Origin of the sequence: Streptomyces tailanensis, from assembly GCF_008386495.1 — a bacterium.
In the GTDB taxonomy this organism is placed as follows: domain Bacteria; phylum Actinomycetota; class Actinomycetes; order Streptomycetales; family Streptomycetaceae; genus Streptomyces; species Streptomyces tailanensis.
Genome location: NZ_VTHJ01000014.1, coordinates 33040 through 53823, shown reverse-complemented (window position 1 = coordinate 53823; position 20784 = coordinate 33040). Strand labels below are relative to the sequence as shown.

Annotated in this window: 17 protein-coding genes; 12 read left to right on the top strand and 5 right to left on the bottom strand. The window is 71.7% G+C overall.

The window, feature by feature from the left end; all coding sequences use genetic code 11:
• Positions 1 to 18 precede the first annotated feature (18 nt).
• Both F3T56_RS13800 and F3T56_RS46140 read right to left on the bottom strand, forming a co-directional pair.
• The gene (locus tag F3T56_RS13800; protein WP_149825467.1) at positions 19 to 1260 is read right to left on the bottom strand and encodes a PucR-like N-terminal domain-containing protein; all 1242 of its coding nucleotides are present in this window, start codon (positions 1258 to 1260) and stop codon (positions 19 to 21) included.
• 3 nt (positions 1261 to 1263) lie between these two features.
• Entirely contained in the window at positions 1264 to 1416 is a 153-nt protein-coding gene (locus F3T56_RS46140) for a hypothetical protein (RefSeq protein ID WP_172638931.1), read from the bottom strand.
• A 410-nt stretch (positions 1417 to 1826) separates the two neighbouring features.
• Here F3T56_RS46140 and pgfA point away from each other — a divergent pair, with 410 nt between their 5' ends.
• The 12 genes from pgfA to F3T56_RS13730 all read left to right on the top strand — a co-directional run bounded on the left by pgfA (position 1827) and on the right by F3T56_RS13730 (position 16029).
• Complete coding sequence (gene pgfA / locus F3T56_RS13790) at positions 1827 to 2804, top strand: cell envelope lipid trafficking protein PgfA (RefSeq protein ID WP_149825466.1); 978 nt, start codon at positions 1827 to 1829, stop codon at positions 2802 to 2804.
• A 230-nt stretch (positions 2805 to 3034) separates the two neighbouring features.
• On the top strand, positions 3035 to 4186 hold the full coding sequence (locus tag F3T56_RS13785; protein WP_149825465.1) for a glycosyltransferase family 4 protein: 1152 nt from the start codon (positions 3035 to 3037) through the stop codon (positions 4184 to 4186).
• Positions 4187 to 4290: 104 nt separating this feature from the next.
• Positions 4291 to 5031 carry a class I SAM-dependent methyltransferase gene (locus F3T56_RS13775; RefSeq protein WP_172638940.1) on the top strand — a complete coding sequence of 247 codons (741 nt, stop codon included), beginning with the start codon at positions 4291 to 4293 and terminating at the stop codon, positions 5029 to 5031.
• Positions 5028 to 9413 (top strand): alpha-(1->3)-arabinofuranosyltransferase domain-containing protein, encoded by a 4386-nt coding sequence (locus F3T56_RS13770; RefSeq protein ID WP_149825590.1) that lies wholly within the window; start codon positions 5028 to 5030, stop codon positions 9411 to 9413. The genes F3T56_RS13775 and F3T56_RS13770 overlap by 4 nt, the downstream gene beginning before the upstream one ends.
• The gene (locus F3T56_RS13765) at positions 9410 to 10957 is read left to right on the top strand and encodes a condensation protein (RefSeq protein ID WP_149825464.1); all 1548 of its coding nucleotides are present in this window, start codon (positions 9410 to 9412) and stop codon (positions 10955 to 10957) included. Before F3T56_RS13770 ends, F3T56_RS13765 begins: the two co-directional genes overlap by 4 nt.
• On the top strand, positions 10957 to 11706 hold the full coding sequence (locus F3T56_RS13760; RefSeq protein WP_149825463.1) for a class I SAM-dependent methyltransferase: 750 nt from the start codon (positions 10957 to 10959) through the stop codon (positions 11704 to 11706). The genes F3T56_RS13765 and F3T56_RS13760 overlap by 1 nt, the downstream gene beginning before the upstream one ends.
• Positions 11707 to 11720: 14 nt before the next feature.
• Positions 11721 to 12641: a hypothetical protein gene (locus F3T56_RS13755; protein WP_149825588.1), complete on the top strand. Its 921-nt coding sequence runs from the start codon at positions 11721 to 11723 to the stop codon at positions 12639 to 12641.
• A complete protein-coding gene (locus tag F3T56_RS13750; protein ID WP_149825462.1) occupies positions 12638 to 12886 on the top strand; it encodes a Trm112 family protein in 249 nt (82 codons plus the stop codon). The genes F3T56_RS13755 and F3T56_RS13750 overlap by 4 nt, the downstream gene beginning before the upstream one ends.
• Positions 12883 to 13704 (top strand): FkbM family methyltransferase, encoded by an 822-nt coding sequence (locus F3T56_RS13745; protein ID WP_149825461.1) that lies wholly within the window; start codon positions 12883 to 12885, stop codon positions 13702 to 13704. The genes F3T56_RS13750 and F3T56_RS13745 overlap by 4 nt, the downstream gene beginning before the upstream one ends.
• The gene (locus tag F3T56_RS13740) at positions 13670 to 14290 is read left to right on the top strand and encodes a hypothetical protein (protein ID WP_425473570.1); all 621 of its coding nucleotides are present in this window, start codon (positions 13670 to 13672) and stop codon (positions 14288 to 14290) included. The genes F3T56_RS13745 and F3T56_RS13740 overlap by 35 nt, the downstream gene beginning before the upstream one ends.
• Positions 14291 to 14647: 357 nt before the next feature.
• Positions 14648 to 15514, top strand: a complete 867-nt coding sequence (locus tag F3T56_RS13735) for an MEDS domain-containing protein (RefSeq protein WP_246203608.1) — start codon at positions 14648 to 14650, stop codon at positions 15512 to 15514.
• Positions 15511 to 16029, top strand: coding sequence for an ATP-binding protein (locus tag F3T56_RS13730; RefSeq protein WP_149825458.1), 519 nt, complete (start codon positions 15511 to 15513; stop codon positions 16027 to 16029). Before F3T56_RS13735 ends, F3T56_RS13730 begins: the two co-directional genes overlap by 4 nt.
• Here F3T56_RS13730 and F3T56_RS13725 read toward each other — a convergent pair.
• The 3 genes from F3T56_RS13725 to F3T56_RS13715 all read right to left on the bottom strand — a co-directional run bounded on the left by F3T56_RS13725 (position 15990) and on the right by F3T56_RS13715 (position 20413).
• Positions 15990 to 18470 (bottom strand): LuxR C-terminal-related transcriptional regulator, encoded by a 2481-nt coding sequence (locus F3T56_RS13725; protein WP_149825457.1) that lies wholly within the window; start codon positions 18468 to 18470, stop codon positions 15990 to 15992. The two genes, F3T56_RS13730 and F3T56_RS13725, sit on opposite strands and share 40 nt — an antisense overlap.
• 124 nt (positions 18471 to 18594) lie before the next feature.
• Positions 18595 to 19500, bottom strand: a complete 906-nt coding sequence (locus tag F3T56_RS13720) for an ATP-grasp domain-containing protein (RefSeq protein ID WP_149825456.1) — start codon at positions 19498 to 19500, stop codon at positions 18595 to 18597.
• Positions 19501 to 19570: 70 nt separating this feature from the next.
• Positions 19571 to 20413: a DUF3152 domain-containing protein gene (locus tag F3T56_RS13715; protein WP_149825455.1), complete on the bottom strand. Its 843-nt coding sequence runs from the start codon at positions 20411 to 20413 to the stop codon at positions 19571 to 19573.
• Positions 20414 to 20784: the final 371 nt, after the last annotated feature.

The following is a 20784-nucleotide window of genomic DNA, read 5'->3' as shown; positions in this document are numbered from 1 at the left end:
TTGGATGGACATCGTCCGTCAGCGTCTGCCGCGTGGATCTCCCAGTTCGCCCCGCAGTCGCTGCGCCCTCAGCACCAGTTCCAATTCGAAGCGGCGGTCCGGGTCGTCTATCTCGTCGCCCCAGAGTTCGCGGATCTGGCGGAGGCGGTAGCGGACCGTTTGCGGGTGTACACCGAGTCGGGTGGCTACCTCGGGGGCGCCGCCGCGGGTCTCCAGCCAGGCGAGGAGGGTCTCGGCGAGGCGGCGGCCGTGGGTGGGGCCGCAGTGGGCCAACGGCGCCAGGCAGCGTAAGGCCAGGTCGTCGATCAGCTCCTCCGGCTGCAACAGCACCAGCGCCTCGGTGTGCTCGGTGCAGTGCAGGACCTCGCCGCCGGGGAGTAAGCGGCGTTCCATCAGGCGTACGGCGGCCTCCGCCCAGCGCAGTGACTTCGCCGCCTCGGCCAGCGGCACGGGCGGGCCGATCGCGCCGGACCAGCCGGTGAGGGCGCGGTGGAGGAGTTCGGGGCGGCCGGCGGCGTCCGGTTCGGGGACGACCATGCGCGGCTGCTCGTACTCCATGTCGAGCAGAACGCCCTGGCTGACGGCCGGGGCCATGGCCTCGCGGGCGGGGCGTAACAGGACCCCTACCGCGACCTTCTCCGGAAGCGGCCAGCCGATGCGGGCGGCGCGTTCGGTGAGCGCGTCGGCGGGGTCGCCCCGGTGGTGCTCGGCGAGGAGGAGTTCCATGAGGCGGCGTTGCAGTCGCAGACGTTCGCCGGCCTGCCGGGCCGCCGCCTCCGCGTAGCCGCGAACGGACTGGTCGACCAGGCCGTCCAGGTACTCGTATCCGGCGTCGACGAGCTCGTACATCGCTGGCGGCGGGATCTCCACGCGCTGGCCGATCTCCGCGAAACGGCGCCAGGCGAGCCGTACGCCGAGGCGGTAGATCGCCTGGAGGGAGTCCAGGCTGCGGCCGTGCAGGCCCTCGCCGCGGCCGAACTCCTGGAAGACGCCCGGGGGAACGCGCGGCCGGCCCTGGGCGGTCTCCAGGTGCTGGACGAAGACCTCGATCGCGCGGCGGATGCCGATGAGGGCCATCGGCTCGCCGGAGTCGTCGAGGACGACGGGCAGGTGCGGGTACTCGCGGCGGATCTCGCGCAGGATCTCGTCGGCCAGCGCTGGGGCCTCGGCCATGGCGATCGCGGCGAACTGCCGTACCTGCGGACGCGGCACGTCGTGCCAGGCGGAGCGTACGGTGACGGTTCCCGGGCGCCCGGTCACCTCTCAGCGCTCCTGGCCGGTGTTCTCGTACGTGATGAGCGGGGTGTTGGGCTGTTCCGGGGTCGCCTCGAGCAGCGCGACGATGCCGAGCGCGGCTCCCACGGCGAGCGCGGCGGCGGCCACCATCGTGAGGGTGGCGGCGAGCAGTCTGGACATCGCGAGGTCAGCCTTTCGTCGAAAGGTCGTCCCCACCCAGGGCACCCCGCACCTCGCTCCGGCCCAGTATCAGCAATGCATTGACACTGCGTCAAGAGTCCGCCTACGGTTCCCGGCCCAGCGGGGTGTCGAGGGCCTGTCGTCAAATTCCCGTCGTCGCCCGAAGGGCGGCCTCGCGGCGTCAGGTGCGTGCTCTCGGCGTGCCGGGCATAGACCCTCGTACTGGACGTACTTGGGTCTATGCCCGGTGCGGCGAGAGTGCGTGCATGGCGTCGCGAGGCAGACGGGAATTTGACGACAGGCCCTGGTGCCCCCGTTTCGCACGCGCACGATCTCCACAGCTCTGTGGAGGGATCGACCCTCCGCACGCCTACCCGAGTCGCACCTCCCAACGCCCCTGGAGTGCCCGGATGCGCCGTACAGCCTCACCTTTCTCTTTAATTCTGCTGGGTCTCGGGACCTTTCTGCTGGTGCTCGCGCCGCTGCTCGCGTGGTATGTGACGCCGCGGGCGGCGGTGAACCCGATCGACATCGACACCACCGCCGTCTACACCGGCACGGGCGACGTCTTCGACGTGGAGCAGGTGAAGACCGTGCCGGACCAGAAGATCACCGTGACCCAGCGGGTACGCGGTGACGTCGCCGACAGCGAGCGCAGCGGGGCCGCCGTCTGGGACGTGACGACCACGGTCGACACCGACAAGTCGCTCCCGGCGGCCGATCCGCACGACGCGCTGGACTTCACCCCGCACCGCTGGGTCAGCGACCGGAAGACCAACCGGCCGGTGCACTGCTGCGACGAGAAGCCGTACATCGAGGGCGAGGCCTACCTGAAGTTCCCCTTCGACGTGCGGGAGCGCTCCTACCGCTGGTGGGACAACACGCTCGGCGCCACGGTGACGCTCCACTACAAGGACCGCAAGAAGATCCGCGGCTACGAGGGGATGCGCTTCACGGCGAAGGTCCCGGCCACCAAGACCGGCACCCGGCTCGTCCCCGGCGCCCTCGTCGACGAGCCGAACCGGCCGCAGGTGCTCGCCGAGGAGTGGTACGCCAACCACGGCGTCGAACTCGTCGTCGACCAGAGCACGGGACGCGTGCTCTACGCGCAGACCGGGCCGCGCCGCACCCTGCGGGCGCCGGGGGCGGACGAGGACGCGGCGGTACTGCTCGACGCGGAGAAGCTGGCGTTCACGCCGGCGACGCAGAAGTTCGCGGTCGAGCAGGCGGAGAAGGACAGCGGACTGCTGCGGCTGGTGGGGCAGACGGTTCCGGTCGGTACCGCTGTGGCCGGTTTCGTCCTCGCCGCGGCGGGTGTCGTTTTGGTCGCGCGCGGGAGGCGGCGACCCGATACGTCCGAGTCATCCCAGGAACCGATCACGATGTGACAGGGCGTCAGCTCAACAAACCCCGGAAATTGTCACGTCGGTGAGTAGCAGCTTCGAACCACGCGGCGAAAACTGTCCACCCCACCTGAGCACAGCCCACCCACACCTCGGTCCTACGTCCCACACATCGGCCCTACGTCCCGCCTCCCCCCACACGCGATCGGAACATCCCTCACAGCGACTGTTTTGTCCCCGCTGAGTTCCGCACCCCGAGACGAGTTGGAGCACCCATGCCCCAGCACGTGCCGTTCTCGCTGGTCGACGCGTTTCCGCGTGGCGTCCGGCACCTTCCGGCAGGCGCCCCACCGCCGCGCCGAATCGTCTTCCTCGCCCGCCGTGACCTCGGTAACCCGGCGGCGGGGGGCTCCGAGCTCCTCGTCGACCGGCTCGCCACGGGTCTGACCCGGCTCGGTCACCAGGTCACGCTGCTGTGCGGCGGGCCCGCGGCCTACCGTGACTACCGGGTCGTGTCGGCGGGTGGTGACCTGAGCCATCATCTGCGGGCCAGGACCGCGTTCGCCCGGCAGGTCGGTGACTGCGATCTGCTGGTCGAGGTGTGCAACGGCATGCCGTATCTGGCGCCGTTGTGGCATCACGGGCCTACGTTGTGCCTGGTCAACCATGTGCATACCGATCTTTGGCAGTTGCGGTTCGGTGGAGCGATGGCGCCGGCCGCGCGGCTCGGGCGAAGACTTGAGCACTGGTCGCTGACGGCTGCGCAGCGTCGCAACCTCGTGGTCGCGGTCTCCTCCTCCACCGCGACCGCGCTCCGCTCGATCGGCGTGGAGCGGGAGCGGATACGGGTCGTCCACAACGGGGTCGAGGAACCCGGGCCGCGGGGTGAGCGGTCGCCGGAGCCGTTGTTCGTGGCGGTGGGGCGGCTGGTCGAGTACAAGCGGATCGATCTGTTGCTGCGGTTGTGGGAGCGGGTGCGGCCGGTTACTGGCGGGCGGTTGGTGATCGTCGGTGACGGGCCTGAGCGTGGGCGGTTGGAGGCGTTGGCCGGGCCGGGGGTCGAGTTCGCCGGGCATGTTTCCGAGGTCGAGAAGCATCGGTTGTTGTGTGCGGCTTGGTTGCTGCTTCATCCGTCGGCTGTCGAGGGGTGGGGGCTTGTTGTGACCGAGGCCGCGGTTCGGGAGACGCCGTCCGTTGCCTTTGATGTGCCTGGGTTGCGGGATTCCGTTGTGGACGGGGAGACCGGGGTGCTGGTTCGGGGGGAGTCGTCGTTCGCTGCGGCGTGGTGTTCGCTGGCGTTGTCGACGGACCGGCGGGTGCTCATGGGTAAGGCGGCTCGGGAGCGGGCTGCGGATTATCGGTGGGGGCATACGGTTCGGCAGTTCAGGGCGGTGGCCTCGGAAGCGGTGCGGGGTTGGGGGTCGTGAGCGCCAAATGGGGTGCCGCGTCCGACCGTTGGCGGCTGCGGGTTCGTGGGGGCTGGTCGCGCCCGCGCGGCGGAGCCGCAAATGTCACAGCCCCGCGCCCCTATGTGAGCGGCGGTTTCAAGGACCCCTCTCTGCGGCGGTCCATAAGCCTCTTCCATGCCTTCTTGCGTGAGCAGGACGATCCCGAGTACTGCTACTCCCTTCTCGCTCGCGATGCCGTTGATCAGGTCGAGGCATACAGCGGCGGGCTCGTCGACGGGCTGACCGTCGTCGATGTCGGCGGCGGTAGTGGGTACTTCACCGAGGAGTTCCGGCGGCGAGGAGCCCGCGCCTATCTCTTCGAGCCGGACCTACGCGAACTCGGAGGCAAGCCGCCCGACGGGGCCGTAGTCGCCGACGGATATCTGTTGCCCCTCGGTGACGGGGTCGCGGACGTCACCTTCTCCTCCAATGTGCTGGAGCACGTCGCCGATCCCCCCACCTTCCTCAGTGAACTCATCCGCGTCACCCGGCCCGGCGGGCTGATCTACGTGTCGTTCACGAACTGGCTGTCCCCCTGGGGCGGGCATGAGTGGGCGCCCTGGCATTACCTGGGGGCGGAGCGGGCTCGGGCCCGTTATCGGCGGCGTACCGGGAAGGACGCCAAGCACACGCTCGGCGAGAACCTCTTCGCCGTGCACATCGGACGCACTCTGCGGCAGGTGCGCGGACGGGACGACGTGACGGTCGTGTCGGCGCGTTCCCGCTACTGGCCGTTTCTCGCGGAGACCGTCGTGAAGGCGCCGGGGCTGCGTGAGTTCGCCACCTGGAACCTCCTTCTCATTCTCCGGCGGTGTCCACCATGACGAGCACGGTCCAGGCTCCACCCCCCGCGCCGGTACGGCCGACGGGCACGACCGAGGGACCTCCCGAGGGGCCTCGGTCGCGGCACTGGCTGCTGGGGTTCTGGGCTGTGGTGTTCGTGTTGTTGGTCGCGGTGCGACCTGGGCAGCAGACCTTCGACACCAAGTTGGGAGTGACGACCGATCCGTGGCAATTCGTGGCCGATCTCGGTCAGTTGTGGCATGACCGGGGTGGGTTCGGCGGGATCCAGGATCAGTACGTCGGCTATTTGTGGCCGATGCTGCCGTACTACGGGCTGACCGATCTGGTCGGGCTGCCGGTGTGGCTCGCGGAGCGGTTGTGGCTGTCGCTCATCGTGTCCGTGGCTTTCTGGGGTGCGTTGCGGCTGGCGGAGCGGTTGGGGGTGGGGAGCCGGTCGTCGAGGCTGCTCGCCGCTGCCGCGTACGCGTTGTGGCCCGTCTTCACCACCGTCGTCGGGTCGACCTCGGCGGCCGCGCTGCCGGGGGCCTTTCTGCCGTGGGTGCTGTTGCCGCTGACGAATGAGCGGTACAGCGCGCGGGTGGCGGCGCTGCGGTCGGCGGTCGTCATTCCGTTCATGGGCGGGGTCAACGCGGCCTCGACCCTGGCGTCGCTGTTGCCCGTCGGGCTGTATCTGCTCAGCCGGCCGCGCGGGGCCCGGCAGCGGAGGCTGATCGCCTGGTGGGTGCCGGGGGTGATCCTGGCGACCGCCTGGTGGGTCGTCCCGCTGTTGCTGCTCGGCATTCACGGCGAGAACTTCCTTCCCTACGTGGAGAGTTCGCAGACGACCACGGCCACGATGTCGGCCACCGAGGCGTTGCGCGGCGCGGGCAACTGGGTGGGGTATCTGCACTTCGGCGAGGCCTGGCTGCCGGCCGGGTGGTCCGTCGCCGCCTCCGGGATCGTGATCGTGTGCTCGGCGCTCGCGGCGGGGCTGGGGCTCGCCGGCCTGGCCCGGCGGGACATGCCGGAGCGGCGATGGCTGGCGCTGACCGTGCTGGTGGCCGCGCTCATCACCCTTGCCGGGTACGGGGGTTCGTTCGGGGCGCCCTTCCACGGGGTGGTCCAGGACTGGCTGAACGGGGGGCTCGCGCCCTTCCGGAACATCTACAAGTTCCAGACGGGGCTGGCCCTCGCACTCGTCCTCGGGCTGGCCCATCTCGTGGGGGTGGCCGCGCAGCCGCGTGGCGCCCGACGGGTGCGGGGGCGGCGGTTCGCTCCGCTGGTCGCGGCCGTACTCGTCCTGCCGGGGCTGCTGTGGCCGTACCTCAACGGGTCGGTGCTGCAGCCGGGTTCGTTCCAGGAGCTGCCCAAGTACTGGCAGGCGACCGCCGATTACCTGGCGAAAGAATCCCCGGATTCGCGGGCCTTGGTCGTGCCCGCCACCGCGCACGGCATCTACACCTGGGGCTCCTCCATCGACCAGCCGCTCGACGTGCTCGCCGAGTCGCGCTGGGCCCAGCGTGACTACGTGCCCTTCGGCACCCCGGGCAACCGGCGCGCCATGGACGCCGTCGAGCAGGCGTTGCTGACGGGCGGCGAAGTCCCGGGGCTCGCCGACTACTTGGGCCGGGCGGGCCTGTACTACGTCGTCGTACGCAATGATCTGGACCCCGACCAGGTCGGCCAGGTCCCGACCACGACCGTGAAGCGGACCCTGGAGCAATCCGGGTACGAGCGGGTCAAGGGGCTCGGGCCGCTGATGACCGGCGGCCGGATCGCCGAGGACACTCCGCTCCAGGTCGAGGGGCTGTATGCGCGGCAGCGGGCAGTGGAGATCTACCGGCCGGCCCAGGACGTGCCGCGTCCCGGCCAGGCCGGGCTGAAGGCGATCGCCGACACCGCCGTCGTCTCCGGCGGTCCCGAGTCGCTGCTGCCGCTCGCCGCCGATCCGTCGCTGCGCGACCGGGCCACCGTGCTGACCGGCGACAACCATCCCGGGCTCGGCACCCCGGCGGTGCAGGTGGTCGGTGACGGGCTGCGCCTCGCGGACACCCGGTTCGGGCTGGTCAACGCCAACACGTCGTACACGTACACGGCGGACGAGCGGAATCCGAGCGGGAGTGCGCAGGACCCGGGTGAGAAGCCGAAACAGATCCTGCCGGTGACGGGGCTCAGCCATCAGACGGTGGCCGAGCTGCGGGGCGCGGATTCGGTGACCGCCTCCACCAGCGGCAACTGGCTGTTCCATCTTCCCCAGTACGACCCGGTCAACGCCTTCGACGGGGACCGGAGCACGGCGTGGGCGGAGGGTACGGCCGGGTCGGCGGACGGTCAGTGGCTGCGGATCGGCTTCGAGGGGAGTCAGGACGTTCCGGCGACGTTCGAGGTGACGCCGTTGCCGGCCGATGGTGTGCGGTCGGCGCCCACACGGATCAAGGTCGAGACCGAGCGGGGGTCGCGTTCCACGAATCTGCGGGCGGACGGCTCGACTCAGACGGTCAACGCCCCTGCGGGCGACACAAGTTGGCTGAGGATCACGATCCTCGACTCGGACCAGCGGCATGCCGGGCTCGTCGGGGCGGGCTTCTCCGAGATCGACATCCCCGGCGTCCAGGTGACCCGGATGCTGCGGCTGCCGGTCGACGCCGAGGACCCCGACACGCCGGCCGCCTCCGCCGAGACGATCTCCCTGCACCGGGCCGCCGACCCCACCGGGCTCTCCCCCACGGGCACGGAACCCGGGCTGCACCGCACCTTCGCCACCTCCACCGCCGGGACGTACGAGGTGAAGGCCACCGCCGTACCCGTACCGGGCGACGAGCTCGACAAGCTGCTGTACGAGGTCGCGCCGGACCAGCAGACCCGGATGACGGCGACCGCCGACTCCACGGCCGCGCTGGGCGCCGGGCTGTCCCCGCGCAACCTCACCGACGGGGACCTGACCACGGCCTGGATCGCGGGCGACAAGCCGACGATCCACCTCAGCTGGAACGACAGGTGGCCGATCAGCTCGCTCGTCCTCGCCCCGGCGGGCGGACTGTCCACCCGGGCGACCCAGGTCGAGATCAGCTCGCCGGACGGTGCCGTCATCGCCGGTGTCGACGAGAACGGCTGGGTCCGCTTCGAGCCGATCAACACCGACCGTCTCGACATCACCATCACCGAGACGGCCCCGCTGACCGTCCACAACCCGGTCGCCGACGACGACCTGCAACTGCCGGTCGGCCTCACCGAGGCGTACATCCCGGCGCTCGACCAGTACCGCACCCCGCAGCCGGCGCCGACCCGGGAGTTCGACCTCCCGTGCGGCGAGGGCCCGGTGGTCGAGGTGGACGGGAAGCGGTACGAGACGAGTGCGCAGGGGACGGTACGGGACCTGGTCGAGCGGCGGCCGATCGATCTGACGCTCTGCCAGAACGACCGGTCGCCGGGGCAGGTGGATCTCGGTGCTGCCGAGCGGCACAGCTTCGAGTCCGAGGACTCCGGCGCCCTCGCCGTCACCGCCGTGACCCTCACCCGCGGCACGGTCCCCGAACCCACGGCCACCGGTCGCGAGCTGCGGATACGGGACTGGCTCGGCGACCGCCGCGAGGTGACCGTCGGCGACGGCGCCGCCTCGTACCTCACCACGTACGAGAACTTCAACGACGGCTGGAAGGCCACGCTGGGCAGCCGCGAACTCACCCCCGTACGGCTCGACGGCTGGCAGCAGGGCTGGCGGATTCCCGGCGGCGCGGGCGGCGCGGTCAAGCTGTCGTACGAGCCGTCCGTCACCTACGAGGCCGGGCTGATCGGGGCGGGGGTCGGCCTCGCGGTCCTGGTCGGTCTGGTGCTGTGGCGGCGCCAGGAGCCCAACCCGGACGCGCCGCGGACCGTGCCGCCGGGCCCCGGTCTGTGGCTGGGCACGGTCGCGCTCACCCTCGTCGGGATCGTGATCGCGGGCCTCTTCGCCCTGCTGGTCCCGTTCCTGGCCCTCCTCGCCTGGAAACGGCACACCCTGCTCGTACCGATCGCCTTCCTCGCCCTCGCCGGGGCCGGTGTCGCCGCCGCCATGGGCGCGGGCGAGCCGGTGGCGGCGGACACGGGGGCGTTCGGGCCGGTGGCTCAACTCCTCGCGCTCGTCGGGCTGTTCGCGGCGCTGGTGAGTGTGGGGGTGGGGCGCGAAGCCGTACGTACCCGATCAGGGTCCACGTGGGAGTTCGAGGTACCGCCGGGGGCGGAGGCGCCGACGGAGCCGTTGCCGCAGCGGCGGCGGACCACCGGGCGCGTCGCGAGCCCGACGATCTCCGCGCGGGGGCCCGGCTCCCTGCAAGGGGAATCCGATCCTCCGACCCAGCGGATCGGGTTCACGAAGCCGAAGTTCAAGGTGACGCCGCCGGAGGGCGACGACGACGGCGTCGCGGGGAGGGGTGAGCCGGTATGACGGCGGTGTCGCATCCCGCGCGGGACGGCGCGGCCCATGGGGGTGACCCCGTGCGCATCCCGTTCCCGGTGGTCGACGAGGTGTCCCGGCACTGCCTCCAGGAGGAGGAGCCGGAGACCGTCCACATCGAGGTCCACCTCCCCGGCCGGCTCGACCCCGACCGCCTCCGCACCGCCTTCACGTCGGCCCTCCACCACCACCCCCGCATCCTCATGCGCGAGGCCCCCTTCCACTGGTACAGCCGCCGCTACGAGTGGGAACTGACCGCTGCCCCCGAGGTGGAGGTGGTGACGTTCCCGCCACCGGGGCCGCATGCGCTGCGGGACGCGCGGACTCGGGCGCTGGTGGAGGCGCCGCCGCTGTCCCTGTCCCCGCCGATCCGCCTTGAGGTGGTGGCGGGGGCGGGGCCGGCGGTGGGGAGCGAGGCGAGCGACGCGGTCGGCGTTGGCATAGCTGCGGGCAATCGTGCCGCTGGGGCGATGGGGGTCCCCCCGCTCATGGGGGTCCCCCCGCTCGAGCGCAGCCGAGAGTGGGGGAGAAGCCGAGAGTGGGGGAGGGTGGGCGCAGCGGCACCTCGTAACCGCCGAGCAGCGGACCCGCCCCCGCCCAGCGACACCCTCGGGCGCCCAGAAACAAAGGGCACAGTCCTCTTCCTCACCATCAACCACACCGCACTGGACGGCCCCGCCTGCCTGCGCATTCTCGCCACCGCGGCGCAGCTGTACGGCGGCAAGGACAACTCCCCCACCGCACCCCCGGTCAGGACGACCACCCAGGAACCAAGCCCTCCCGAAACAGAGACCCCCTCCAACTGGACCCCACCCGCCCGCGTCGCCCCCGGCACCCCCGAACCCTCCCCCGGCAACGGCATGCTCGTCACCGAGCTCCCCGTCCCCCGCCGCCCCAAGTCCGCCCCGTACACGGTGAACGACCAGCTCATGGTCACCACGGCCCTGATGCTGGCCCACTGGAACCGCGAACACGGCGCCCGCCCCCGCCCCCTCCGCATCACGATGCCGGTGGACGACCGCCCCCGGGACACGGAGATGCCCATCGGCAACGGCACCCGCCTGGTGGAAGTCCCCTTCGCCCCAAGCGAGTTGGACCCGTCCCACACTCCACTCCCCACCCTCCTCCGCCGCACAGCCGAACGCACCCGCGCCCTGAAGTCCCTCTCCCGCCCTCAACTGGGCCACGGCGCCTCCCTGTTGACGGCGCCGATCGTCCCCGTGGCGTGGCGCGCCGCCGTCACCCGGGGCCTGCGCAGGGCGGCGGCCCCGTGGACGTCGACGACCCTGCTCAGCAACATCGGCCGCGTCCCGTACGCGCTGGACTTCGGCGAGGAGGCCGGCCGCGCCCACGCGGTGTGGTTCTCGGCCCCGGCCCGCATGCCCCGCGGTCTCACAGTGACGACGGCCTCCACGGCGGGCCGCCTCCACCTGGCCCTGCGCTGGTCCCGCGCCCTGCTCAGCCACGGCGACGGCGCCCACCTCCGCGACCTCTTCGAGCACTACCTGCACGCGACGGAAGAGGACACCCGGTAATGCCGACGACCACGACAACCAGCCCTCTTCCAGCGGGACTTCGGGACTTCTACGAGGACCCCTCCGTCCCCGTCGCCTCCGGCACCCCCCGCAGCCTCGCCCAGGCCCGCATGCTGGCCGAGGCCCTGGGCCAGGCCGCCGCCACCGGCCCCCGTACCGTCCTCGACATCGGCTGCGGCGACGGCACCGCGGCCGCCACCGCCGCGCCCCTGCTCCCCGGCCACCGGATCATCGGCGTCGACTGGTCCCAGGACGCCCTCAGACGCGCCCGTACCCGCATCCCGTACGCGATCCGCGGTGAACTGACCGACGGCGGGCTGCCGTTCGGACCGGACTCGGCGGACGCGGTGCTGTTCAGCGAGGTGGTCGAGCATCTCGTGGACCCGGACTCGGCGCTGGACGAGATCCGCCGCGTCCTGCGGCCGGGCGGCCATCTGATGCTCTCCACCCCGAACCTGGCCGCCTGGTACAACCGTGCCCTGCTGCTGGCGGGCGTCCAGCCGGTGTTCTCGGAGGTGAGCCTGCGCGGCATCCACGGCCGCCCCGGGACGGAGGTCGTGGGCCATCTCCGGCTCTACACGGCCCGCGCGCTACGGGAGTTCGTGGCCGCGTCGGGCTTCGAGATCGTACGGCTGCGCGGGGCGCCCTTCCACGGCGTACCGCGTCCGCTGCGGCCGTTGGACCGGCTGGCCTGCGCGGCCCCGTCGGCCGCGTCGATCCTGCTGCTGCACGCGAGAAAGCGGGCGTGACCATGTGGTGGGGAGTGGCGGCGGCACTGCTGGCGAACGCCCTGTACAGCACCGGATTCGTCCTGGAGAAGCGGGCGCTCGGCTCGCTGCCCCAGGTGACCGTCCGGGAACCCCTGCGGCTGCTGCGGCTGGTGCTCGGCAGCCCGCTGTGGATCGGCGGCTCGCTGTCGCTGGCCGCCGGGTTCGCGGCGCAGCTCGCCGTGTACCGGACGCTGCCCATCGCCGCCGCGCAGGGCATCTTCGTATCGGGTCTCGTGCTCCTCGTCCTCCTCTCCGCGCGGCTGCTCGGCGAGGAGACGACGGGCCGCGAGCGGTACGCCCTCGCCGCCATCCTCGCCGCGCTGCTGATGGTGGTGCTGTCGCTGGACGAGCGCTCCGACACGGTCAGCCGGGCGGCGCCGTACGCGCTCGTCCTGACGATCTGTCTGCCGTCGCTGGCGATGGGCGTGTGGCTGTACCGCTCCGCCGAGCGACGGGCCCGGCACCGGCACCGGCTGCCGACCACGGGCGTGGAGTACGGCGTGGCGGTGGGCCTGCTGTACGGGGTCAGCTCGCTCGCGATCAAGGGCGTGTCGAGTTATCTGACGGCGGGTGGGCTCGGGGACGCGGTCGTCGGTGTGCTGCGCTCCCCGTACCCGTATCTCCTGCTCTTCACCGGCGCGTTCGGGCTGGTCATGTCGCAGGCGGCGCTGCAACGGTGCCGGGCCTCGCTGATCGTGCCGGTGTGTACGACGGTGACGTGCCTGTTCACGGCCGTGCTCGGCACGCTCTCGTTCGGCGAGTCGCTGCCGGACGATCCGCTGCGGCTGGCGCTGCGGCTGTCCGGGACGGTGCTGGCGGTCGCCGTACTGCTGAGCATGCCCAAGCACGACCCACCGGCGCCGCCGACGGCGCCCCAATCCCCTGTTTCGGCCAAGGAGTTGACTCCGCCATGAACCCCGACAACCCGTTGCTCCAGATCCTGGCGTGCCCGCTGGACAAGGGCCCGCTGCACCTGGTGGTCCATGAGGAGGGCCCGGGCGACTCGTCGCAGGCGTCGGAGTCCTCGGAGTCGCTCTACAACCCCCGCCTGCGCCGGCGTTACCCGATCGTCGACGGCATTCCGCAGCTGTTGCCGTCCTCGGGCGAGCAGGTGACGGAGGACGAACACGAGAACCTTCTGAAGAGGATGAGCTCATGACCACCCTGGCCGCCCGTCTCGCGCCGCTCCTGCCGGACCGGCTGGTCGCCGCGGCCGCCCGGCTCGTCTACCCGCGCTTCGAACCCGAACTGGCCCGGCTCGACGAACTGTGCCCGCCGGACTGCGGTACGGCCGTGGACGTCGGCGGCTGGTACGGCCCCTGGACGCGGCGACTGTCGAGGCGAGCCGGACGTGTGGTGACCGTGGAGCCGGTGCCCCGGCTGGCCCGGCTGCTCACCTCGGCGGCCCCCGCCAACGTCCGCGTCGTCCAGGCCGCCGCGTCGGACCGGCCCGGCACGGCCCGGCTCTGGCTGCCGCCGCACGACGACGGCGAGCGGGGTGTGTCGTCGCTGGTCCGGCGGGACATCCACGCCCGTGCGCTGGACGTCCGGTGCGTCACGTTGGACGGGCTCGGCCTTACCGATGTCGGCTTCATCAAGATCGACGTCGACGGCAACGAACTGGCCGTCCTGCGGGGCGCGTCCGGCCTCCTCGTCCGGGATCGGCCTGCGCTCTTCGTCGAACTGGAGTCCCGTATCCAGCCGATCGCCCCGGTCGTCGACCTCCTCGCCGGCTTCGGCTACGCCGGCTGGGTCCTCCCCGGGCGGCCCTGGCTCCCCCTCGATCCGGCCGCTCTGGAGGCCCACCAGGCCCGGACCTCGTACGTCGCCTCCCGGGGGCTGCTACGAAGGGTGCTGCCGTTCGGGGGGCCGCGGTATGTCAACTCGGTGCTGTTCCTTCCGGACGGGCGGCGGCCCTCCGCCTCCGGCGCGGTACGCCACGATGGGGCACATGTCTCCCGAGAAGCGATCCGGTAGCCCCTCCGGGCCCTCGTCACGTCCGTTCACTCCGCTCGACTTCCAGTTGGTACTGCTGCGGCGCATGGCCGACCACAATCCGGAGCTCGTCGAGGACGCCCGGCATGAGCTGGGCGTGTCGATCGCCGAGATGCGGGAGGCGAACCGGCGGTGGCAGGCGATGGTGCGAGCCCCGCGGGGGCGGGGCGCCGCGTCTCGGTACCGGTCGGTCCTGGGGGCTCCGGAGTCGGTCGTGCCCCGGAAGATCGGTGACCTGGAGTGTGAGGCGTGGTTGTGGCCGGTGCCGTTGTGGGCGGATCTTCGGTTCGAGGTGATGGTCTCGCCGAACGGGGTGGTGTGGAACGAGTGGCTGGTGCGGGCGCCGGGGGCGGCCGGGCCTGAGCTGCGTTCCCTGGAGGACCTCGTTCCCTGGTCCTGCACGGTGGACGAGGTGGCGCGGGCGTTCGCGCCCGCTCGGCCGTTGGAGGGGACGGCGCCTACGCGGTGGGGGTTGGCGTTTGTCGCGCCTGATGCGCGGGGGGTGCGGCGTGAGTGTGTCGCCGAGTTCACATGGGGCCTGTTGCAGCGGGTCGGCATTGGTGCCTGAGAGCTCGATCACCTGCGTATGACGGCGACTGCGGGTTGTTTGTGGCTTGTCGCGCCCACGCGGCGGAGCCGCAAATGTCACAGCCCCGCGCCCCTATTTGGTGCGGGCCGGGGTTATGGACGTGACCGGTCGGCTGTGTCCATCTTTGCCCCAAAGCCGGACCCAAGTAGGCCATTCGCGAACATCCGCCCGATGGCACCGTCCCTGGGCCTACGGTCCGTGCAGAGTCCCGAGTCCTCGCAGTCCTCGCAGTCCTCGTCCTCGCAGTCCTCAAAGGGAGGCGTCCCGATGACAAGCCGGCACCCCGCGGAGCGAACCGTGCCTGTTGAGCGGCTTCAGCTGGGTGATCATGCCTGTATGGGGGCTGGTGGCGACGGGGATGACGGCGAGTCGCCGTGGAAGGTGTTCACGGCGTACACCCGGACGAGTCTGGCGCGCGGGGAGAAGATCCTGCTGGTCATGGACCCGGACGACCTCAGCGACGACGAGGTCGTCTCCCTGCTGGACCGGGGCGGCGGTCAGGTCGTGACGGCACGGGCCAGTGGGCAGCTGTCACTCAAGCGCAACACGGAGATGTACGTCCCGGACGGGCGGTTCCTGGAGCAGCGCACGATCGACGCGTACACGGCGGAGGTCGACCGCGCCTTCAGCGAGGGCTGGTCGGGGCTGCGGGTCACCGCCGACATGAGCTGGGCGTCACGGGTGAACCTCGACCAGGACCGGCTGCTGGACTACGAGGCGTCGGTGGCCCCCCTGTTCACGGACCCGCTGTTCACCGCGATCTGCTGGTACGACCGGCAGCGGTTCGGCGACGGCATGGCCGCCGATGTCGGCAAGGTCCACCCGCTGCGGGTCATGGAGCGACTGGACGCGCTGGACGTCACCGAGAGCCCGGACGGCGGCCGGATCGCCGGCTCAGCGGAGCCGAGTACGCGGACGGAGTTCGTCGAGGCCCTACGTGAGGCGCTGGAGCGGCGTGAGGACTCCGGGCCCCGTCGCGTCGTCCTCGACCTGCGGGACCTGTGCTTCATGGAGGCGCACTGCGCCTGGCAGCTGATCAGCCTCGCCTCGTCACTGCCGACCGGCAGCGAACTCACCGTGCGCTGCGGGGAGTTGCTCGGGCTGGTCCTTGATCAGCTGGGCGCCGGCGAGGTGCCGCAGCTGGTGGTCAGCGTGGAGGAGGAGCGGGAGAGCGGGAACGACGGCGGGGAAGGGGCGCGGTGAGCGACGTGGGGCGTTCGGTCATCGCCAGGGGTAGGTGTGGGGAGCGGCTGCTGCGGATGGAGTACGACGCGGCCGAACTGCCCCTCCTGCGCAGCCTGATCGCGGACGGTGCCCTACGGGCCGGACTGGACGGCCCCGCAGGCGGCACCTTCGTACAGGCCGCTTGGGAACTGGCCGCCCACTCCGTGACCCACGACGGCAGTACGGAGACGACGAGGACGACGGAAACGAGGCGGACAACCGGGTGCATCGAACTGCGTGTTCTGGCAGGCGAGTTGCGCTGTGAGGTCACGGACAGCGGACCCGGGCTTCTCGCGGCGCGGCCCGACGCGCACGGGCCGCGTCTCGCCCGGTCCCTCGTCCGGTCGCTGGCCGGGCGCCTCGAACTCCACGCCACCCCTCAGGGCACCACGACGACCCTCTCCGTCCGCGTCCCCGCTCCCGATGGTCCCCACGGCTACGGCTACGGCTACGGCTACGGCCGCGACCGCGCGCTGAACCAGGCCGCCACCTGACTGCGGTTGTGGAAGCCCAGCTTGCCGAGGATGCGCTCGACATGACCCTCGGCGGTACGACGGGCGATGACGAGGTGGTCGGCGATCTGCTTGTTGGTGCGGCCCTGGGCGACGAGGGCGGCGACCTGGAGTTCGCGCCGGGTGAGCGGGACGGGCTCTGGGCCGCCGGGGCCGGGGGCGGAGTCGGGGACGGAGCCGGGGCTTCTGCCCGGGATCGAGCCGTTGTCACGCACGACCGGCGGCGCGGAGCCCGTGTGCGACGCTGCCGCGGCCGATGCGTCGGCGCCGCCGGTCGAGCCGGGGCCTTCGCCCACGACCGCCGTCCGGTCGGCGTTCCCGCCTACGGCCGGGGCGGTGTCCTCGTGGGGCCGCTCGCCGAGGGCGTAGGCGACGGCCTCCGCCACGGACAGGCCGGCACCGTGCCGGTGTGCCCGTTCGTAGACGTGGTCGCCGAGGGCGCGGCGGGCGTGGTGTTCGGCGGTCCGGGGGCGGCGGCCCGGGTGCGGGGACTCCGTGGGGTTGCCGCCGATGTCGTGCCAGATGCGGTCGACCGCGCCGCGCAGTACGGCGGCCCGCTCGGCCTCGCCCGCCAGGGCCTCGGCGGCGGCGAGCAGATCGAGAGTGCGGGCGAGACTCTGGTGCTGCCGCACGGTGTACGGCAGCCGCAGACAGGTCCGCGCGTGCGCGGCGGCCCGCTCGTACTCCCCCATCGACCAGTGCGCCAGCGCGAGCGTGCGCAACGCCCAGGCCCGGGCCCACTGTTCGCCGTGCGCCTCGCACAGGGCGACGGCCTCGGCGCACAGCGGGATCGCCTCCGCCGCGCGGCCCCGGCTGACGAGGGTGCAGGCCAGCTCGACGCGGGTGAGGACGACGAAGTTGGCGGTGCAGGTACGGGCGCGGGCAGGGCCGAGGGCGCCGGCCGGGACGGGGGGCGGGGCAGGCACCGGGAGTTCCTTGTCGGCCGCCGCCGCGGCGTACGCCGGGTCGAGGCCGGCCAGGACGGCGGCCGAGCGGCTGTGGACCAGCGACATCAGGGCGCCCGCCCACAGGGCCCGGGTCAGCGCCACGTCCGGCCGGGCCCCGGCCAGCAACGCACCGTCCATCCAGTGCCGCCCCTCCCCCCAGATGCCGCACGCCACCCAGTGGAACCACAGACCGGCGGCCAGCCGTAGCCCGTGCTGGGCCTCGCCGGGGGTGGTGAGGCAGAAGTCCAGCGCGGCCCGGTAGTTGTCCTGGTCGATCCGCAGCCGCTCGGTGATCTCCATCTGGTCGGGCCCGAACCAGGCCTGCTCGTACTCGGCCCCCAGCCGCGCAAAGTGATCCCGATGCCGCCGCCGCGTCTCCGTCGCCCCGCCCAACTCCTGAAGCTTCTCCAGCCCGTAGTCACGCAGAGAAACCAGCAGCCGATACCGCACCCGCCCCCCGTATTCCTCCCGCACAAGCACCGACTTGTCCACCAGCCCGGCGACGGCGTCCAGCACGTCGACCGGGTCCATGCCCTCTCCCCTTCCGTCCCCGCCGCAGACCGCCTCCGCCGCGGCCAGGTCGAAGCCGCCGACGAAGACCGACAGCCTTGCCCACACCAACTGCTCCTGGGGGGTGCACAGTTCGTGGCTCCAGTCGACGGCGGAGCGGAGGGTGCGGTGGCGGGGTGCGGAGGCGGGGCTGCCGCAGGTGAGGAGTTGATAGCGGTCGTCGAGGCGTTCGACGAGCTGGTCCACGCCGAGGGCGCGGACCCGGACCGCCGCCAGTTCGATGGCGAGCGGCAGGCCGTCCAGGCGGCGGCAGAGCCGGGCCACCGCTTCCTGGTTGCCCTCGCCGACCGTGAAGCCGGGGACCACGGCCGCCGCCCGGTCGGCGAACAGCCGCAGCGCGGGGAAGCTGTCGACCACCGAGGCGCCTGCCGACGGGCCCAGCTCCTCTGCCGCGGGCGCGGGCAGCGGCGGCACCTCGAAGAGCTGCTCGCCGACCAGCCCGAGCCGATGCCGGCTGGTGGCGAGGATCCGTACCCCCTCGGTCGCCGCGAGCACGGTTCCCGCGAGCACCGCGCAACTGCGCAGCAGATGCTCGCAGTTGTCGAGGACGATGAGCAACCGCCGCTCCCGCAGGTACTCGACGAGGATGTCCAGCGGCGGCCGTACGGTCTCGTTGCGCACGCCTAGCGCGTCGTTCACGGCGTGCGGGACGAACACCTCGTCCCGCAGGGCCGCCAGCGGTACGAGCCACACCCCGTCCGGGAAGGCCCGCGCGACCTGCCCCACCACATGCCCGGCGAGCCGGGTCTTGCCCACCCCGCCGGGTCCGGTCAGCGTCAGCAGTCTCCCCGCCGACAGCAACCGCCTGACATCCGCCGCCTCGTCCCGCCGCCCCACGAAGCTCGTCAGCTCCGCCGGGAAGCCGGAAGTGCGCCGCGACTCCGATCCGCACACGATCCCGGTCACGCCCTCAGTTGTGGTTCCCGTACGAGCTGTTGTAACCACGAAGGGTGGGCGGCGGGCACGGGCGGAACGGCGGCTTCCTGAATTTGCCGCCTCTTCGAGTGAGGTACCCAGGTGGGTACGGGGATCAGCGCGAGGCGCCGGCCGCCGCCAGGATCGCCTCGACCACGCGGGGCAGCGAGCCGGTGTGCAGCCGCAGGAAGAGGTTGGGCTCGATGAGCTCCAACTCCATCACGCACGGCTGCCCGTCCTCACCGGTGACGAGGTCGACCCGCGCGTACAGCAGCTCGGACGCGCCCGGTACGGCCACGGGTACGGCGGCCAACGCCCGCTCGGCGACGGCGAGTTCGGCCTCGGTCGGGGTCCAGGGCACCAGGTCCGGGTGGGCGACCTTGTCGGCGTCGTACGCCGTGCCGGGCGCCAGCACCGCCCCCTTCCGACTGGCGTGCAGCAGACGGCCGCCGAAGAACTGCAGCGCCCGCTCACCGGCGGTGTCGATGCTCGTCACGAAGGGCTGCACCATCGCGGTGAGCCCCTCGGCGTGCATCCGCTCGACATGCCGTACGGCGGTGTCCCGCCGCTCGGGGGTGTACCGCGCGGCGAACCGGGCGCCCGCGCCGGAGGTGGGTTTCACGACGTACTCGTGCGCGGTAGGAAGGTCGACGGGGTCGCCCGGCGCGAGATAGGCCGTGGGCACGACGGGCACCCCGGCCTTCGTGAGATCCCCCAGGTACCGCTTGTCGGTGTTCCACCGCACGACCTCGGCCGGATTGGCGAGCCGGGTGGCGTTGCCGCACTTCTCCACCCAGGCCGCGAACTCGGCCGCGCGCCAGCTGTAGTCCCAGGTGGACCGGATGACGACGAGGTCATGACCGGACCAGTCGACCGCCGGGTCGTCCCAGCTCACGGCCACCGCGTCCGCCCCCGCCTCCCGCAGCGCGCCCACCAGCCCCGGCAGATCCCGGTCGACGGTGGCCCCCGGCTCGGGGTCGTAGGTGGCGAGGGCTATGCGGGGGGCGGCTGTGCGGGCCACGGGCACTCCATTCTCGTATGACCGTTCTTGTACGGCTGTCGCCCTTGTGCTGATGCGTGGGCGCTCCGGCTCAGGGTACGGCGGGCCCCGTGAGGAACCGCCCCCGCTCGTCGTACGGCCAGACGTTGGGGACGCAGCCGTCCATGCCCTTGATCTGCTGCATCATCGCCGGGGCCGGTTCGCCCTCACCCGGGCAGCCGGCGTGGCCGTGGCCGAGGAAGTGGCCGACCTCGTGGTTGATGATCAGGGCGCGGTAGGCCTTGACGTCGTCGGCGTAGACGGGGGTCGCCAGTTCCCAGCGCTTGAGGTTGACCATGACGTTCTCGCCGGCCTGGCAGTTGTACTCGCCGCGGGTGTTCAGACCGAGCTCGCCGCAGATGTCGTCGACGGTGCCGGGGGTCGCGACCTTGACGACGAAGTCGGTGGCGCCGCCGGAGACCCGCTGGAACGCCGACTTGCCGTCCGTCGTCCAGCCGCGCGGGTCACGCAGGATCCCTTCGACCTCCTCGGCGACATCGGCGGCGGACAGCTCCAGGCCCTTCTCGACCTCGACCCGGTAGCGCCAGGTCCGCCCCTGCCCCGCCTTGGCACTGGTGCCGGATGCCGTGGTGAAGGTCCCCGGCCCGGTCTCGGGGATGGCGATCCGGGACGAACCGGGTGACGTGCTCGGGGACTTGCCGGGTGTCTCGGTCGGCGACTCGCTGAGGGTGGCGTCCGGCGACGTACTCGGTGGCTTACTGGGCGACGTACTCGTACTCGGCGAAGGGCTCCCCGACTCGCCCGCGGACCCGCTCGCGGACTCGCTCGCCGACTCACTCGGCGATGAGCTGGGCACGGCGTCGGCGGACAGCTCCTCCCTGTCGCCGGGCGCCCAGACCACGGCCGCGAGCCCGGCGGCACCGACGACGGCCATCACCGCCAGCCCTCCCCATAACGGGCCCTTCCAACGACGTGCGACGCTCTTCTTCGCCCGCCGCCCAGGGGCGCCGCCCCGACGTCCGGAGGTCTTCGCCCGGCACGCAGGGCCCTTGCCTCGACGCCCGGGTGTTGCTTTGTGCGCGGTCATATTCCTTCAGAGTGTGATCAGCGTGTGATCGGATGTCGCCCGAGTGATCACGGAACGATAACGGATGTTTGATCCGTCCCGGTGGCGTTCCGGACCACGCGTGGGACAACTCACCCGACAACTCGCCACAATCACACGCCAGTTGACCTGTCAGTGGGCGTTCACATAGCTTTTTTTCGGTATGCAAGTTTTGCCCATGCCTCGCTTTGGGCGCATTC